Below are 14,628 nucleotides of genomic sequence, written 5' to 3'. Positions count from 1 at the left end.
GGATACGTCGATCCCGTTTGCGCTGGTCGCTCACGACGGCGGCCGATTCCTCGGCACATCGTCGGTGATTGCCTCGGACCTCGCGGAGCGGCCGCAGCTCACGCCATGGGTCGCGGCGGTCTGGGTGGAGGAGAATGCGCGCAGGCATGGGGTTGGCGGCGCGCTGGTGAACCGCGCGACCGAAGACTGCTTGGCACTTGGCGAGAAGCGCGTCTATCTGTGCGCGCGGGCGCACATGGCGGGATTTTATCAAGGGCTGGGCTGGACGACGATCGAGCGCGGCGTCGGGACGCATGAGCTCGACGTGCATTGTCGGGAGGCGGGTCCCCTCAATTCGCCGCCATGAAGATCGACAGGCCGAAGCCGGTCAGGTGATGCAGCGCCTGGTCGACGCCGATCAGCGACCAGAACCAGGGATGCTCCTGGTTGACGCCGAAATGCGAGGTCACGAAGCCCTTGGCGCGGTCGATGGTGATGTGGATGGCGAAATCGATGAAGGCGACGAACCAGAATTTCGGCGCGACGATCAGGATCAGCGGCAATGCAACCGCAAGATGCACGAGGCAGTGTGCCAGCAGCGGCAGCGCCCACCCCGTGCGCTGATCCTTGCCGACCGCCATCCAGGTGGTCTGCAGGAAGAAATCCGCCACGATGTGCTTGGCGGTGAGCAGCAGCATCCATCCGACCAGCGCGCCAACCGGGACCGTGGAAGACATCGTAGGGAGCAACAAAGCTGACGCCTCTATTGGCTGGACGTAGGAGAGTGGATATTGAAGTTCAGGCCGTCAGCTCGATTTTCTTCTCAAAGGGAGGAAATCTCCTCCGGATTGGCGCATTTATGACAAATCCCGGGGGGGATTGCACCTGTAACCACACCGAAAATCCGCCAGTGTGACCTTCCAGCGATAGGCCCGCGGGCGATGACGGTAAGGTTACCGGTGGGCCGGATTTGCAAACCAGGCTGCCGGAGGTATCATTCCTATCGCGGAAATTGTCGTTCTTTTTTAGACAGTTAGGTTTTCCCCGGCGCCCACAACCTGCAGCGGTGGGAGTGTCGCCCCGGCCCAGGTCGCGCAACCATGAGCGTCGAAGCACCTCACCCGCCAGCTGGAAAGCCGCGCAAGCGCACGAAGATCATCAAGAGCAATCGCATCCAGATATTCCTGTTCGTCCTGCTGACGCTGGCGCTTACCGGCGTCACGGTCTGGGGCGCACGGATTTGGCTGAAGAAGTCGGAGACGCTGGTGTTCGCCGTCGGCGATCCCAACGGACCCGAGGCACGGTTTGCGAACAAGCTCTCCACTGTGCTGAAGAACAATTTCTCGCGGTTCAGGGTGACCATCGTCAGCAATGCGGACAATGCCAAGGCGCTGGCGCAGTTCGATCGCCGCGATGCCAATCTCGCGGTGCTGCGCACCGATGCCAAGGTGCCGCCGCGCGCGCGGGCCGTCGCCATTCTCGACCACGACGTCGTGCTGGTGTTCAGCCCCACCGGCAAGAAGATCAAGTCGCTTGCGGAGCTGAAGAAGAAGAAGATCGCCATCATCGCCGACAGCGAGGGCGGCGCAGCCTTCATCCGCAACATCCTCGAACTGTCCGAAGGACCGACGGCAAACCCGCTGGTGCAGGTGGTTTCTCCCGGGACCCCCGTGGACAAGCTGTTTACGGCTGGAATCGCCGCGGTCCTCACCATCGCGCCGGCCTCGAAGCTCGTGAAGGACAAGAGCTACGAGCAACATGCGCGGCGCGGCGGCCTTACGCTGAATGCGATCGAGGCGGCCAAGCTGTTGACGCGGAAGTATCCGGCGCTGTCGGAGGAAAGCATCGCGGCCGGAACGCTGTCCTCCTCGCCGGCGATACCGGAGGACGACGTCGAAACGGTGGGGCTGCAATGGCTGCTGGTGGCGCAGTCGTGGATGCCGGCCTCGACCATCGGCGAGCTGGCGCGCCTGGTCTACGAGAACAAGGCGGAGCTCGCACTGGAGAACGGTTTTGCATCCCGCATCGAGCCGGCGGCCACCGACAAGGACGCCTTCATCATCGCCCATCCCGGCGCCGCCGAATACATCAACGACGACGTCAAGTCGTTCGTCGAACGTTACAGCGATCTGCTGTATGCCGCCATCGCCGCGCTCGGCATCATCGGCTCGATCTGCGCCACGTTCTACACCCAGGTGACGCGCGTCGCGCCGGAAAAGGCCAGCGAGCTCGCCACGCAGCTGCTGGATCTCGGCGAGGACGTGCAGGACGCGACCTGCATCGACGACCTCGACGGCCTGCAGGACGAGCTGGAGAAGATATTGCGCGGCGTGGTGATAGGACTGCGCGACGGCACGATCAGCAGCGACGGCCTCGAAACCTTCAAGCTCGGCTACCAGTTCGTTCGCGACGAAATCGCGATGCGGCGCGAGGCCTTGCAGCGCAACGCGCAAAACGCGGCACCGGCCCCTGCCCCCGCCCACGAGGACAATGTGGTGGTGGTGAAGACGGCGCACAGCGGGTGAGCGCTTCCTCGCCAGAGGCCCCGGACGGCAATTCCCCACGACAAACCCGTCAAGCAAAAAGCCCCGGACGAGCCGGGGCTTTTGAGTTTGTCGGAGAGAAGAACGCTCAGTACTTGGCGACGACCGGGCCACCGAAATTGAACTTGTAGTTCACACCGACCAAGGCCGTCGAGACCTCCAGCTTGGTCCGGAGAATATCCGGGTTTCCGACCGAGCCGGGCGCCGTCACAAACGTCACGTCCTTGGTGCCGAAGTCCATGTAGTTGTATTCCGCGAACACCGACCAACCCGGCGCGAACATCCATTCAAGACCGCCGCCAACGGTCCAACCGCTGCGGTCGACATTGAAGGCGTTTTCGGAGTTGAACACGGGCGGACCAGCGCCGTTGAGGACGTGATCCTGACGGGTCCAGGCGCCGCCGCCCTTCACATAGCCGAGCAGCTGCGGGGCGAACAGGTAGCCGATACGGCCGGTGACCGTCCAGATATCCTTGGTCGTGTTGAACATCGTGAAAGTCGGGAACGGCGGCAGGATATGCGAACTCTCGATGCGCGCATAGTCGTACATGCCCTGAATGCCGATCACCCAGTTGCCGCCAAACTGGAAGTCGCAACCAATCTGGCCGCCGCCAACGAAATCGCTGCCCTCGCTGGAGCCATAAGGCTGCGCGGGAACAACAGGTCCAACGTTGGCGATAGCAACGCGGTCTTGACTGGTGCTAGCCCAGCCACCGCCGACATTGCCACCGATGTAGCAGCCCGTCCAATTGTAGACGACCGGCGGCGGCGGCGGAGCGGGACGTGCCTTGACCGCCATGTCGGCAGCGGTCGCCGCGCCAGCCACACCAAGGGAGAGAACTCCCGTCAGGACTCCAATCAACTTCGTCTTCATTGTTGCCGTCCTCCAAACAAAAAAGGCGATGCCCCAATCAAAATTCCATGAGCGATTCAAGGCGCATTCCGTGGCGGACTCAAGGACTTGCCGGCGATTCCGAGTTGTAAAAGGACGATTTGCAAGTCACTGTGGCACTTCTGCCATAACCCGAGGCTTTCGCAGGCATTTCTGTACCGCCTCCGACGGGGCGCGATTGGGGCGACAGCCAGCCGACCGCGGTGCCCTGCGTCGCCAAGACTCATCCCGGATCATCCGCGAAAGAGACCTCACTATTCCGCCGCCGCATCCGCACCGGCGCCAGTCCCCCGCGCCCTGATCTCCGCGATCTTGCGCTTCAGCGCCGCTTGGCGGGCATCGGGCATCGCCGCCGCACGCGCTTCCGCAATGGCGCCGGCGAGATCGGGGAGCCTCAGCACGCCGTCGAAAGTCGGCTTGGCGAGGCCGTCGATGATGGCGTGCCAGTCGGCGAGCCCATGGCGATAGGCGTCGCCATAGCCCTGCACCATGGCGGCGGTATCGACAATGGCGCGGGCCGCCGCCGGCTGCCTGGCGAGCGCACGGTCGATCATGTGCAGCCAGCGTTCGACCCAGTTGCGCTCCTTGGAATAGCGGATGGAGTAGCGGCGCCAGCGCCGGAGCGAAGCCTCGATCTTCAGGCGACGGATGCCGAACCGGCTCGCCGTGCTGAAGTGGATCTTGACGCGCTTGTGCACCCAGCCGAGCCAGTTGAGCAGGTCGAGCAGCGGCTCGGCGACCACCGTCGGCAGCGCCTCCACCATCTCGTCGAGCCGCAATCTCCTGACGTCGTCGGCACGCGGCGTGTCCAGATAGGCCTCCAGCTCCAGCAGTTTCAGCTGCGCGATCCGGATCGCGTCCTCGTAGCTCATGCGCATCGCCATCAGGCGCGCGATCTCAAGCAGCATCGCATCGTCGACGTCGCGCTTGCCGACGAAGCGCTTGAGCCGGTCGACATAGAGCTTGGCGTACTTCGTGCCCTGGTACTCGATCAGCAGATGAATCGCGTCGCTGGCGACCGCCACCACGGATTCCGGCAAGCCGGCGGGCAGATGCGGCGTCGAGCCGTCCTGCTCGCCGATGATGTCGGCGAACAGGTAGCGAAGCGACTCGCGGACCTCGGAGAATGCACCCATGCTGCGTGCGCTCATGCGGGCTTGGCCGCCGCGGTCTGTTGCGCCAGCCGCTGCTCCAGTTTGTCGATATTCTCGAACAGCCGCGCGCTGGAAAGACGGAGGAAATAGAAGCCGAAGGCCGGATTCTGCACATAGAGCTCCTCGACCTTGCTGTAGCTGACCGAAAGGATCAGGCCGTCGGCGATACATTCCAATGTCTGCGTGCGCATGTTCGAGGGCGAGAGCATGCCGAGCTCGCCGACGATGGCGCCGACCGGCAGCTCGATGCCGGATTCCACCAGGCGGAAACGGCCGCTGACGATGTACAGCATGTCCTCGGCCTTCTCGTCCTTGTAGAAGATGATCTCGCCGGCCTTGTAGGGACGCTCGGTCATGAACGGCTTCAGCCAGTCCATCGACAGGTCGCTGTTGACCGATTTCCTGACGTCGCGGATCAGCTGCAGCATCTGATGCAGCCGGTAGGCGTTGAGCACCAGCACCACGCACTGCACCACGATGACGAGGTAGTTGCGGGCCGGGATCGCGGTCGCGATCAGGACGAGGTTGAGCAGGATGCTGAAGACCCGGAGCGGAATCATGGTCTTCATCGTGGTCATGGACACCAGGAAGACCGACGCAAAGATGGTGCTGGCGGTTCCTGCGTGTTGTGTCAGATGAGACATATCCATGGGGTGCCAACCAGTCTTTCCGAAATGAACGATTTTAGCGTTTCTGCGTGGCCGCGGCCGCCATCATACGGCGCGCCTTTCTCCATCGATATACGGAGAATGGGAGAGGTTTGGTCGGGAATTTCACAAGCCCCGAACAAAAATTTCGCTGCCCATTCCGCCGACCGGACCGGCCTCCTCCGAGCCAGCCCCTGCCTTTGCTGCGTTGCCACTAAACCCTTAAAGGCACGGCACAAAGCGTCCCCCGCCGTCGTTGACGGCACCAGCCAAGGCAGGCACGTTGCGGCTTTCAGGTTCCTTTGAGGGAGAGGCCCGGCCTGCCGATGTCCAAGCCGCTGTTTCCTGCCTTGTCCCTTTTCCTTGCGGCCACCGCCGGCCGCAACATGACGAGGCCGGCCTATATCGCCGTGGCGGTCGGCGTTGCCATGATGGTGCTCCTGACCGTCGATCCGGCCTATGAGGCCGCGCATCGCTGGGTCGATGCGGTGCTGTGGGCGTGCCTTGCGTTTTTCGTGTTCGAATGGGCGGTGCGGCTGCGCCATGCCGTGCGGTCGCAGCGCGCGCTGGCCTACGCCTTTTCCTTCCGAGGATTGGTCGATCTGGTCGCCGCCGCGGCCATCCCGGTGGCCTTGCTTGCAGGCGCCGGGCCGGAATCGGCCTGGCTGCTCGGCGTGCTCTGGGTGCTGAAACTGGTGCCGGGCATTCCGGGCCTGCGCCAGCTCCGCCGCGTCATGGTGGTGGAATCCGGGCCGCTGCTTTCCGTGCTGGTGATCTTCCTGATGGTGGTGCTCCTCGCCTCCGTCGCCGAGCATTTCCTCGAGCGCGAAGCGCAGCCTCAGACCTTCGGCAGCGTGCCTGCGGCGCTGTGGTGGGCGGTGGTGACCATGGCCACCGTGGGCTATGGCGACGTGGTGCCGGTGACGCTACTCGGGCGCATGGTGGCGGCGCTGGTGATGATCTCGGGCCTCGGCGTGTTCGGGCTGTGGACCGGCATCCTCGCCACCGGATTTGCCGCCGAGACGCGGCGCGACAATTTCCTGAAAACCTGGGAGTCCGTCAGCAAGGTTCCGTTCTTCGCCGCGCTCGGCCCTGCGGCGATCGCCGACGTCACCAACATGCTGCGCACCATGGACCTGCCGCCGCACACCATGATCATCCGCAAGGGCCAGCAGGGCGACTGCATGTATTTCATCGCTTCCGGCGAGGTGGAGGTCGACCTGCCCGGCGGCAAGAAGGTGGCGCTCGGCGAAGGCGCGTTCTTCGGCGAGATGGCGCTGCTCGGCAACGCCACGCGCAACGCCAACATCACGACGACGGGCGTGACGCGGCTCTTGGTGCTCGACCTCGTCGACTTCCGCCTTTTGATGGCGCGCCACCCCGAGCTCGGCCAGACCATCGATGCCGAAGCCAGGCGGCGCGCGCTGGAAAACAAATAACAAGGAGAAACCCGATGCCGGATACCGAGGGTGCCAGCGCGCCGCTGCTCGACATTTCAGGCGCCCGCGCCACCATCCGCCTCAACCGGCCAAGGCATCACAACCGCCTGGAGGCCGACGATCTCGGCGTACTCCTGCAACTGTTCGACCGGGTCGGGGCCGATCCGGCGCTGCGCGTGCTGGTGCTGACCGGAACGGGGCGCACGTTCTCCTCCGGCTACGATCTCGGCTCGGTCGCCGAGCGTGCGGTGAGCGCGACCGAACAGCAGAGCGCGGGCTCCGCCTTCGAGGTGGTTGCCAACCGGCTGGAAGATCTCGGCATGCCGACGATCTGCCGGCTCAATGGCGGCGTCTATGGCGGATCGACCGACCTGGCACTCGCCTGCGATTTCCGCATCGGCGTCGACACCGCCGAGATGTTCATGCCGGCGGCGCGGCTCGGCCTGCACTATTACAGGAGCGGCATCCAGCGCTACGTGTCGCGTCTCGGCGTCGACAACGCCAAGATGCTGTTCCTGACGGCGCAGAAGATCGGCGCCCCCGAGATGCTGCGGATCGGCTATCTCACCGCGATGGTGCCGGCGGCGGCGCTCGACGAGGAGGTCGACAGGCTGGCGGGCCTGCTCGCCGCCAACGCGCCCCTCGCGATGGCCGGCATGAAGCGCGCCATCAACGAATTCGCCCGTGGCAAGCTGGACGAAGCCGCCGCCGACGCCCGCCACCGCGAAAGCATGCGCGGCGCCGAGATCAAGGAAGGCATCGCGGCGCGCGCCGAGAAGCGGCCGCCGAAGTTTTGAACTGCATCCGGGGTCGGGACCCAAAATCGCGAAAACAACCCCATGCAAAGTAGAATGGGGGGTCCGGCAGCTGGTACTGCGCTACTCCTCCACGAACGTCACGGTGTCCGCGACCTTCGCCCGCGAGGTGCGGCGCCGAGATCAGGGAGGGCATCAAGGCCAGAGCCGAGAAGCGGCCGCCGAGGTCCTAGGTCCTCAAGCCCGTTTGGTCCGCATCGCACGGGTCTGGGTAAGCTTTGGATCGCGCGCCAGCGCCAGGTAGCGCTCGCTGTCGACGGCGTAGATCGCAATGCGCCCTTCGGCGTCGGCGTGGATGCCCCAGCCAAAGCGCTTGCCGAGACCGGACGCGCGCATGCATGCCTGTCCCTTCGAGAAGAATTCGCTACGGGCACGGCTGCGCTCCGTCTTGCTCGCCTTTGCGCCGAGCTGCCGGCCGGGCGCGGAAGTCGCAAACACCACATCGTCTGAGGTGTATTTGTAGGGCGCCTGCCCAATCATCTCGAATTGCAAGCGCGCAACGGTCGGACTGCCGGCGCGCTGCGGCGGCGCCTCGCCGGCGTGCGCTGGGCAATCCTCCGCCACGCGGATGAATGTATCGAAGACGTTGGTCGTGTGCGTCTGCTTTGCCATTTGAACGTTATCCTGCCGCGGCGGCGTGCTGAGCGGCCATTTTATCGTCATCCGCGCTGATCCGCTGGAACGCGGGACGCGAAGCGATGCGCTCGGCATAACGCACGAATACATCCTGTTTCGACACCAGGCCGAACATCATGGTCCAGTTGAAGGCAACGCCCCAGAGAATGTCGGCAGCCGTCATGCGCTCGCCCAGCAGATACGGTCCCTTCGAGAGCTGCGCCTCCAGCGCGCCGAGCATGGTTTCATAATCCGAGTAGGGCGATTGCGTCACCGGCGCGGGCTCGTGCTTCATGAACTTGTCGATCAGCGCAGGCTCGAACGACGATCCATAATAGGCGATCCAGCGCAGATACGGACCGCGGCGCGGATCGTTAAGCGCCGGTGTAAGGCCGGCCTGGGGAAACAGATCGGCGAGATAGATGTAGAGCGCCACCTGCTCGGTCACCAGCGCCTCACCATGGCGGATCGCCGGCACCTTGCCGAGCGGATTGATCGCGAGATACGCGGGCTGTCGCTGCTCGCCCGCTTTCATGTTGAGGATCTGAAGGTCGTAGGGCGCGCCGAGTTCCTCCAGCGGCACGCGCGTGCCCGTCGCCCGGGTCTGCGGCGAATAATAGAGGGTGATGCGGTCGGACGTGGTCATCGGCACTTCTCCTTTGGCCTTCAACTTTCGGCGCTCTTGTATGTATCGTCATACCTGACATCCTGTGTCAGGTATGCTTTAAGAACGCATGCGCGCAAGCCGGCTGTTGTCCATCCTCACCACCCTGCAGGCGCGGGGACGCGTCACCGCGCCGGAACTTGCAGAGGCCTGCGAGGTCTCGGTGCGCACCATCTATCGCGACATCGATGCGCTGGCCGCCGCCGGCATCCCGGTCTACGCTGAGCGCGGCGCTGAAGGCGGCTATCGCCTGCTCGACGGGTATCGCGTGCGGCTGAACGGCTTGTCGCCGCCGGAGGCCGAGGCGCTATTCATGGCGGGACTGCCGGGCCCTGCCGCGGCTCTCGGGCTCGATGTGGCCATGATGGCCGCCCGGAACAAGCTGATGGCGGCGCTGCCGGAAAGCTTGCGCGAAAACGCCGGCCGCATGCAGCAGCGCTTTCACCTGGACGCACCGAACTGGTTCGGCGAGAGCGAGGAGCCCGTGCATCTGCGCGCCATTGCCGGCGCGCTGTTGAATAACAAGCTGATCAAGGTCCGCTATCGCAGCTGGCGGGCCGAAAAGCAACGCCGCGTCGGCCCGCTCGGCCTCGTCCTCAAGGCCGGCAGCTGGTATCTCGCCGGCCACGTCGACGGCAGCGTGCGCACCTATCGCGTGGCGCGCATTCTCGACTGCAGCGTGCTGGAGCAACCTTTCGTCCGGCCCGCCGATTTCGACCTGGCCACCTATTGGCGCGCCGCCACGCTGCGGCTGGAAGCCGAACTGCATCCCAACGCCGTCACCGTGCGGCTGTCGCCATTGGGCGTCAAGCTGCTCGACGCGTTGAGCGTGCCTTACGTCAAAGCGCGCATGCGGCTGGAATATGTCGCGGATGCCGAAGGCTGGCGCATCGCCGTGTTGCCGGTCGGAAAGACGGCGTGGCATGCCGCCACGGAGCTGCTGCGTTTCGGGTCAGAGGCGGAAGTGCTGGACCCACCCGAGCTGCGCAGAAAGATGGCGGAGATCGCACAGGCCATGGCTGCGCGCTATGAGCCGCCGCGCCGGCTTCGTGCAACGGCGCGAAAGGCTTGAAGCCGACTATTCGTCGACAAACGTCACGGTGTCCGCCACGGTCGCCCGCGAGGTGCGGTAGCTGTTCACGAGGTTCGCGTGATCTGCGTAGCCGAAGGAGATGCCGCAGACGATTCGGCGGTCGTCGGGCAGATTGAAATGGCGGCGGATCAGTTTTGAGTGCCGGGCCAGCGCGGCCTGCGGGATGGTGCCGAGCCCGAGCGCCTGCGCGGCCAACAGGAAATTGCCGACATAGGCACCGCAATCGATGGCGCCGTAGACGCCGAGCGGCTCGTCGGTGTGGATGATTGCGACATGCGGCGCGCCGAAGAAATTGTAGTTCTCCAGCGCCTGCTTCGCATAGGCCGCCCTGTCGCCGCGCGCGATACCCAGGGTATTGTAGAGCTGGAAGCCGCTTTCGCGGCGGCGCTCCAGATAGACGCCGAGATATTCGCGCGGCGGCGGAAAGTCGTGGCCGTCCTCGGTACCGGAAGCGGCGGCCGCATAGATCGCCTTGCGAAAGCGCTCCCTGGCCTCGCCGCTGGCGATGATCACCTGCCAGGGCTGGCTGTTGCACCATGACGCCGTGCGCTGTGCGGCGGTGAGGAGCCGCTCGATGGTATCGCGCGGCACAGGCTGTGGCAGAAAAGCGCGCACCGAATAGCGCTCGTTCAGGAGATCTTCGAGCACGCTGATGCGATCTTGTTGTTTGACGGAGGCGTCCATGGATCACTCGCATTTCGCGCCCCGGACGCAGCGCAGCGTGAAACGGTGCGCTGCAGAGCCGGGGCCCAGAGAGAAGGTGGGTCCCGGCTCTGCGACGCGTCACTTCGTGCCGCGTCGCGTCCGGGACACGAGAGTTATCTTCCCTTGGTCGGGATCTTGTTGAAGGGCACGTCCTTGTCGACTCTGATATCGCCGGGCAAGCCGAGCACGCGCTCGGCGATGATGTTGCGCAGCACCTCGTCGGTGCCGCCGGCGATGCGCATCGAGGGCGAGGACAGCAGCATCTGCTGGAACTGGCCGCCCGCCTCCTCCTCGCTCTCACCGGCGAGCGAGCCGGCCGCGCCCTGCAGGTCCATCGCGAAGGCAGCGATGTCCTGCAGCATCATGCCGGAGACCAGCTTGCCGATGGAGTTCTCCGGTCCCGGTCGCTCGCCCTTCGACAGCGCCGAGATGGCGCGGTAGCTGGTGTATTTCAGCCCGTTCGACTTCACCGCCCAGCTCGCCAGCTTCGAGCGCACCGCGCGGTCGTCGATCGCAAGACCGTCTTCCAGCATCAGGTTGGAGCAGAACTCGAACATCTCGGGTACGCCGGTGGCAAGCCGCGAGCCGATCGACATGCGCTCGTTCATCAGCGTGGTCAGCGACACGTTCCAGCCGTCGCCGGCATTGCCGAGCCGCTGGCTGTCCGGGATCACGACATCGGTGAAGTAGACCTCGTTGAATTCCTGCATGCCGTTGGCCTGCTTGATCGGCCGCACCTCGACGCCCGGGCTCTTCATGTCCAGGAAGAACATGGTGAGGCCCTTGTGCTTGGGCACATTCGGATCGGTACGCGCGATCAGAAGGCCGTAGTCGGAATAATGCGCGCCCGAGGTCCAGATCTTCTGGCCGTTGACGACCCAGTCGTCGCCCTTCTTCTCGGCGCGGGTGCGCAGGCCCGCGACGTCGGAGCCGGCGGACGGCTCGGAGAACAGCTGGCACCAGATTTCCTCGCCGGAGGCGAGCTTCGGCAGATAGCGGCGCTTCGAGTCCTCGCTGCCCCAGGCCATCACGGTCGGGCCGCACATGCCCTCGCCGATCTGGAACGGCTGCGTCAGCTTGCCGTAGACGCCTTCCTCCTGCTGCCAGATCACGCGCTCGATCGGCGTGGCGCCGCGGCCGCCATATTCCTTCGGCCAGTGCAGGCAGGCCCAGCCGCCGTCGGCCTTCTTCTTCTGCCAGGCCTTGCCGACCTCGACCATGTCGTGCTTGGCGAGGCGAATGCGGCCGAGCGAGGATTTCGAGAGCTCCGCCTCGAACTCCTTCGGTGCGTTGGCGGCGATCCAGCTGCGCGCGGTGGTGCGGAATTCGGCTTCCTGCGGCGTGTCGTCGAAATTCATTTCGGCCTCTCCTTCTTTATCGTCATTCCGGGGCACGCGAAGCGTGAACCCGGAATCTCGATCAACAATCTCTAGATTCCGGGTTCGGCCGCTGCGCGGCCGCCCCGGAATGACGACTATCCCCTTCCCTTGGTCGGGATCTGGTTGAACGGCACGTCCTTGTCGACGCGGATATCGCCGGGCAGGCCGAGGACGCGCTCGGCGATGATGTTGCGCATGATCTCGTCGGTGCCGCCTTCGACGCGGGTGCCGGGCGCGCGCAGCAGCATCGCCTGGAACTTGCCGGCAACCTCCGCGTCTTCCGGGCCGGAGAGAGCGCCGGCCGCGCCCTGCAAATCCAGCGCGTACATCGCGACGTCCTGGATCATGGAAGCCGCCACCAGCTTGCCGATGGAGTTTTCCGGGCCGGGCCGCTCGCCCTTCGACAGCGCCGAGATGGTGCGCATGCTGGTGTATTTCAGCCCGCTCGCCTTCACCGCCCAGTTGGCGAGCTTCGAGCGCACATTGCGGTTCTCGATCGCCGGGCCGTCTTCCAGCATCAGGCCGTTGCAGAATTCGAACAGCTCCGGGAAGCCGGTGGCAACGCCGGCGCCGATCGACATGCGCTCGTTCATCAGCGTGGTCAGCGAGACATTCCATCCGTCGCCGACGGCGCCGAGGCGCTGCGAGTCTGGAATGCGCACGTCGGTGAAATAGACCTCGTTGAAGTCGGATTGTCCGCTCGCCTGCTTGATCGGCCGCACCTCGACGCCCGGGCTCTTCATGTCCAGGAAGAACATGGTGAGGCCCTTGTGCTTGGGCACGGTCGGATCGGTGCGGGTGAGCAGGATACCGTAATCGGAATAATGCGCGCCCGAGGTCCAGATCTTCTGGCCGTTGACGATCCACTCGTCGCCCTTCTTCTCCGCGCGCGTGCGCAGGCCCGCAACGTCGGAGCCGCCGGCCGGCTCGGAGAACAGCTGGCACCAGATCTTTTCGCCTGACGCCAGCGGCGGCAGATATTTGCGCTTCTGCTCCTCGCCGGCATACGCCATCACCGTCGGGCCGCACATGCCGTGGCCGATGATGAACACGCGGGAAAGATTGCCGAACGGGCCTTCCTCCTGCTGCCAGATCACGCGCTCGATCGGGCTGGCGCCGCGGCCGCCATATTCCTTCGGCCAGTGCAGGCAGGCCCAGCCGGCATCGGCCTTCTTCTTCTGCCAGGCCTTGGCGACATCGAGCAGGTTCGCGCCCTTGAGCACGGTGCGGCCGAGCGAGGCCTTGCGCAGATCTTCCTCGTATTGCCTGGGCGCATTGGCCGCGATCCAGGCTCTCGCCTCGGCGCGGAATGCGGCTTCCTGCGGGGTGTCGTCGAAGTTCATATCTCAGTCCTCGCCGCGCTTTCGCTTCGTAGGATGGGTAGAGCGCAGCGAAACCCATCGCCTTCCTTGCCTGCGTCGTGATGGGTTTCGCTGCGCTCTACCCATCCTACGGTTCTCTCCTTACGCCGCGTTCTTCTTGCGCATTCGGTCGATCAGCGCGTCTTCCCAATAGGAGAGCGAGCCGAGCGTCACCGCGGTGGCATTGGCGCGGCGGTAGTACATGTGGCAGTCGAACTCCCACGTGAAACCCATGCCGCCGTGAACCTGGATGTTGTTCTTGGCGCAATGCTGGAACGCCTGCGTCGCGCTGATGCGCGCGGCGGCCGCCGCTTCCGGCAGTTCGCCGGCATTGGTCGAGAGCGCCCAGGCGCCGTAGTAGCAATTGGAGCGCGCCAGGGTCGCCGAGACGTACATGTCGGCGAGCATGTGCTTGATCGCCTGGAACGAGCCGATTGGACGGCCGAAGGCGATGCGGTCGAGCGCGTAGTCGCGGCCCATCTCCAGCGCGCGGTCGGAGCCGCCGACCTGCTCGAACGCCAGCAGCACCGCGGCGCGGTCGAGCACCTGCGTGATGACGCCCCAGCCCTCGCCGGCCGCTCCCAGCGGCTCGGCCTTGCAGTTCTTGAAGGTGAGCTCGGCCTGGCCTCGCGTGGGATCGACATTGGTCAATTCCTTGACCTCGACACCGCCGGCCTTCAGGTCGACCAGGAACAACGAAATGTCGGAGTCGCGCCCCGTGGAGCCCGTGCGCGCGGCGACCACGGCGAAATCGGCAATCGCGCCGTCCGGCACCGGCTTCTTGACGCCGTTGAGCGTGCCGCCGGACGCAGCACACTTGATCGCCTTGGGCGACGGATTGCCGGCGCCCTCGAACAGCGCCAGCGTGCCGATGGCCTCGCCCGCCGCGATCTTCGGCAGCCACTTCTGCTTCTGCGCGTCGGAGCCTGCGATCAGCAGCGCTTCGGCGGCGAGATAGACCGTCGAGGAGAACGGCACCGGCGCAATCGCGCGGCCCATCTCTTCGGCGATCACGCAGAGCTCCAGATGACCCGCGCCCGCACCGCCGAATGCTTCGGGGATCGCGACGCCGAGAAAGCCCATCTCGGCGAGTCCCTTCCACAATTCCTTGTCGTAGGCCGCCTTGCCGTCGAGCACGGCGCGCACCGCCTTGGGCGGGCATTTTTCGGACAGGAATTTGCGCGCGGCATCGCGCATCTGCTTCTGGTCGTCGGAGAAATCGAAATTCATGGCGTCTTGCCCTTACTTGCTGTCATTCCGGGGCGTGCGAAGCACGAACCCGGAATCCAGAGGTTAATTACATCGAGATTCCGGGTTCGCGACTTCGTCGCGCCCCGGAATG

At 64.8% G+C, this 14,628-nt stretch carries 15 protein-coding genes; 5 read left to right on the top strand and 10 right to left on the bottom strand.

The window, feature by feature from the left end; all coding sequences use genetic code 11:
- The coding region (locus ACT4OC_RS03655) for a GNAT family N-acetyltransferase (RefSeq protein ID WP_444837647.1) at positions 1–346 on the top strand (346 nt) is incomplete at its 5' end.
- Here the strand turns inward: ACT4OC_RS03655 and ACT4OC_RS03650 are convergent.
- A complete protein-coding gene (locus ACT4OC_RS03650) occupies positions 330–677 on the bottom strand; it encodes a DUF3307 domain-containing protein (protein ID WP_444837649.1) in 348 nt (115 codons plus the stop codon). The two genes, ACT4OC_RS03655 and ACT4OC_RS03650, sit on opposite strands and share 17 nt — an antisense overlap.
- Positions 678–1,079: 402 nt before the next feature.
- On the opposite strand from ACT4OC_RS03650, the gene ACT4OC_RS03645 reads away from it, so the two are divergent.
- Complete coding sequence (locus ACT4OC_RS03645) at positions 1,080–2,504, top strand: TAXI family TRAP transporter solute-binding subunit (protein WP_444837646.1); 1,425 nt, start codon at positions 1,080–1,082, stop codon at positions 2,502–2,504.
- A 106-nt stretch (positions 2,505–2,610) separates the two neighbouring features.
- On the opposite strand, the gene ACT4OC_RS03640 is transcribed toward ACT4OC_RS03645, so the two are convergent.
- From ACT4OC_RS03640 to ACT4OC_RS03630, 3 genes are all read right to left on the bottom strand, one after another.
- Positions 2,611–3,456, bottom strand: coding sequence for an outer membrane protein (locus ACT4OC_RS03640; protein WP_444837645.1), 846 nt, complete (start codon positions 3,454–3,456; stop codon positions 2,611–2,613).
- A gap of 212 nt (positions 3,457–3,668) precedes the next feature.
- Entirely contained in the window at positions 3,669–4,565 is an 897-nt protein-coding gene (locus ACT4OC_RS03635) for a DUF6537 domain-containing protein (RefSeq protein ID WP_444837644.1), read from the bottom strand.
- On the bottom strand, positions 4,562–5,218 hold the full coding sequence (locus ACT4OC_RS03630) for a Crp/Fnr family transcriptional regulator (protein ID WP_444837643.1): 657 nt from the start codon (positions 5,216–5,218) through the stop codon (positions 4,562–4,564). The genes ACT4OC_RS03635 and ACT4OC_RS03630 overlap by 4 nt, the downstream gene beginning before the upstream one ends.
- Before the next feature lie 323 nt (positions 5,219–5,541).
- Between ACT4OC_RS03630 and ACT4OC_RS03625 the strand changes: the two genes are divergently transcribed.
- Positions 5,542–6,654: a cyclic nucleotide-gated ion channel gene (locus ACT4OC_RS03625; protein ID WP_444837642.1), complete on the top strand. Its 1,113-nt coding sequence runs from the start codon at positions 5,542–5,544 to the stop codon at positions 6,652–6,654.
- A gap of 14 nt (positions 6,655–6,668) precedes the next feature.
- On the top strand, positions 6,669–7,451 hold the full coding sequence (locus tag ACT4OC_RS03620) for an enoyl-CoA hydratase/isomerase family protein (protein ID WP_444837641.1): 783 nt from the start codon (positions 6,669–6,671) through the stop codon (positions 7,449–7,451).
- A gap of 195 nt (positions 7,452–7,646) precedes the next feature.
- Here the strand turns inward: ACT4OC_RS03620 and ACT4OC_RS03615 are convergent, their stop codons facing one another.
- On the bottom strand, positions 7,647–8,081 hold the full coding sequence (locus ACT4OC_RS03615; protein ID WP_444837640.1) for a DUF6157 family protein: 435 nt from the start codon (positions 8,079–8,081) through the stop codon (positions 7,647–7,649).
- A gap of 7 nt (positions 8,082–8,088) precedes the next feature.
- The gene (locus tag ACT4OC_RS03610; RefSeq protein WP_444837639.1) at positions 8,089–8,730 is read right to left on the bottom strand and encodes a glutathione S-transferase family protein; all 642 of its coding nucleotides are present in this window, start codon (positions 8,728–8,730) and stop codon (positions 8,089–8,091) included.
- Between the two features lie 88 nt (positions 8,731–8,818).
- On the opposite strand from ACT4OC_RS03610, the gene ACT4OC_RS03605 reads away from it, so the two are divergent.
- Complete coding sequence (locus tag ACT4OC_RS03605) at positions 8,819–9,820, top strand: helix-turn-helix transcriptional regulator (protein WP_444837638.1); 1,002 nt, start codon at positions 8,819–8,821, stop codon at positions 9,818–9,820.
- Between the two features lie 6 nt (positions 9,821–9,826).
- On the opposite strand, the gene ACT4OC_RS03600 is transcribed toward ACT4OC_RS03605, so the two are convergent.
- From ACT4OC_RS03600 to ACT4OC_RS03585, 4 genes are all read right to left on the bottom strand, one after another.
- A complete protein-coding gene (locus ACT4OC_RS03600) occupies positions 9,827–10,525 on the bottom strand; it encodes a nitroreductase (protein ID WP_444837637.1) in 699 nt (232 codons plus the stop codon).
- A 134-nt stretch (positions 10,526–10,659) separates the two neighbouring features.
- Positions 10,660–11,904 (bottom strand): acyl-CoA dehydrogenase, encoded by a 1,245-nt coding sequence (locus ACT4OC_RS03595; protein WP_444837636.1) that lies wholly within the window; start codon positions 11,902–11,904, stop codon positions 10,660–10,662.
- 116 nt (positions 11,905–12,020) lie between these two features.
- A complete protein-coding gene (locus tag ACT4OC_RS03590; protein ID WP_444837635.1) occupies positions 12,021–13,268 on the bottom strand; it encodes an acyl-CoA dehydrogenase in 1,248 nt (415 codons plus the stop codon).
- Positions 13,269–13,388: 120 nt separating this feature from the next.
- The gene (locus ACT4OC_RS03585; RefSeq protein ID WP_444837634.1) at positions 13,389–14,516 is read right to left on the bottom strand and encodes an acyl-CoA dehydrogenase family protein; all 1,128 of its coding nucleotides are present in this window, start codon (positions 14,514–14,516) and stop codon (positions 13,389–13,391) included.
- Positions 14,517–14,628 lie beyond the last annotated feature (112 nt).

It is taken from the genome of Bradyrhizobium sp., assembly GCF_052389815.1.
In the GTDB taxonomy this organism is placed as follows: domain Bacteria; phylum Pseudomonadota; class Alphaproteobacteria; order Rhizobiales; family Xanthobacteraceae; genus Bradyrhizobium.
Note: the sequence above shows the minus strand (reverse complement) of the source record. Positions and strands in the feature narration are given on the sequence as shown.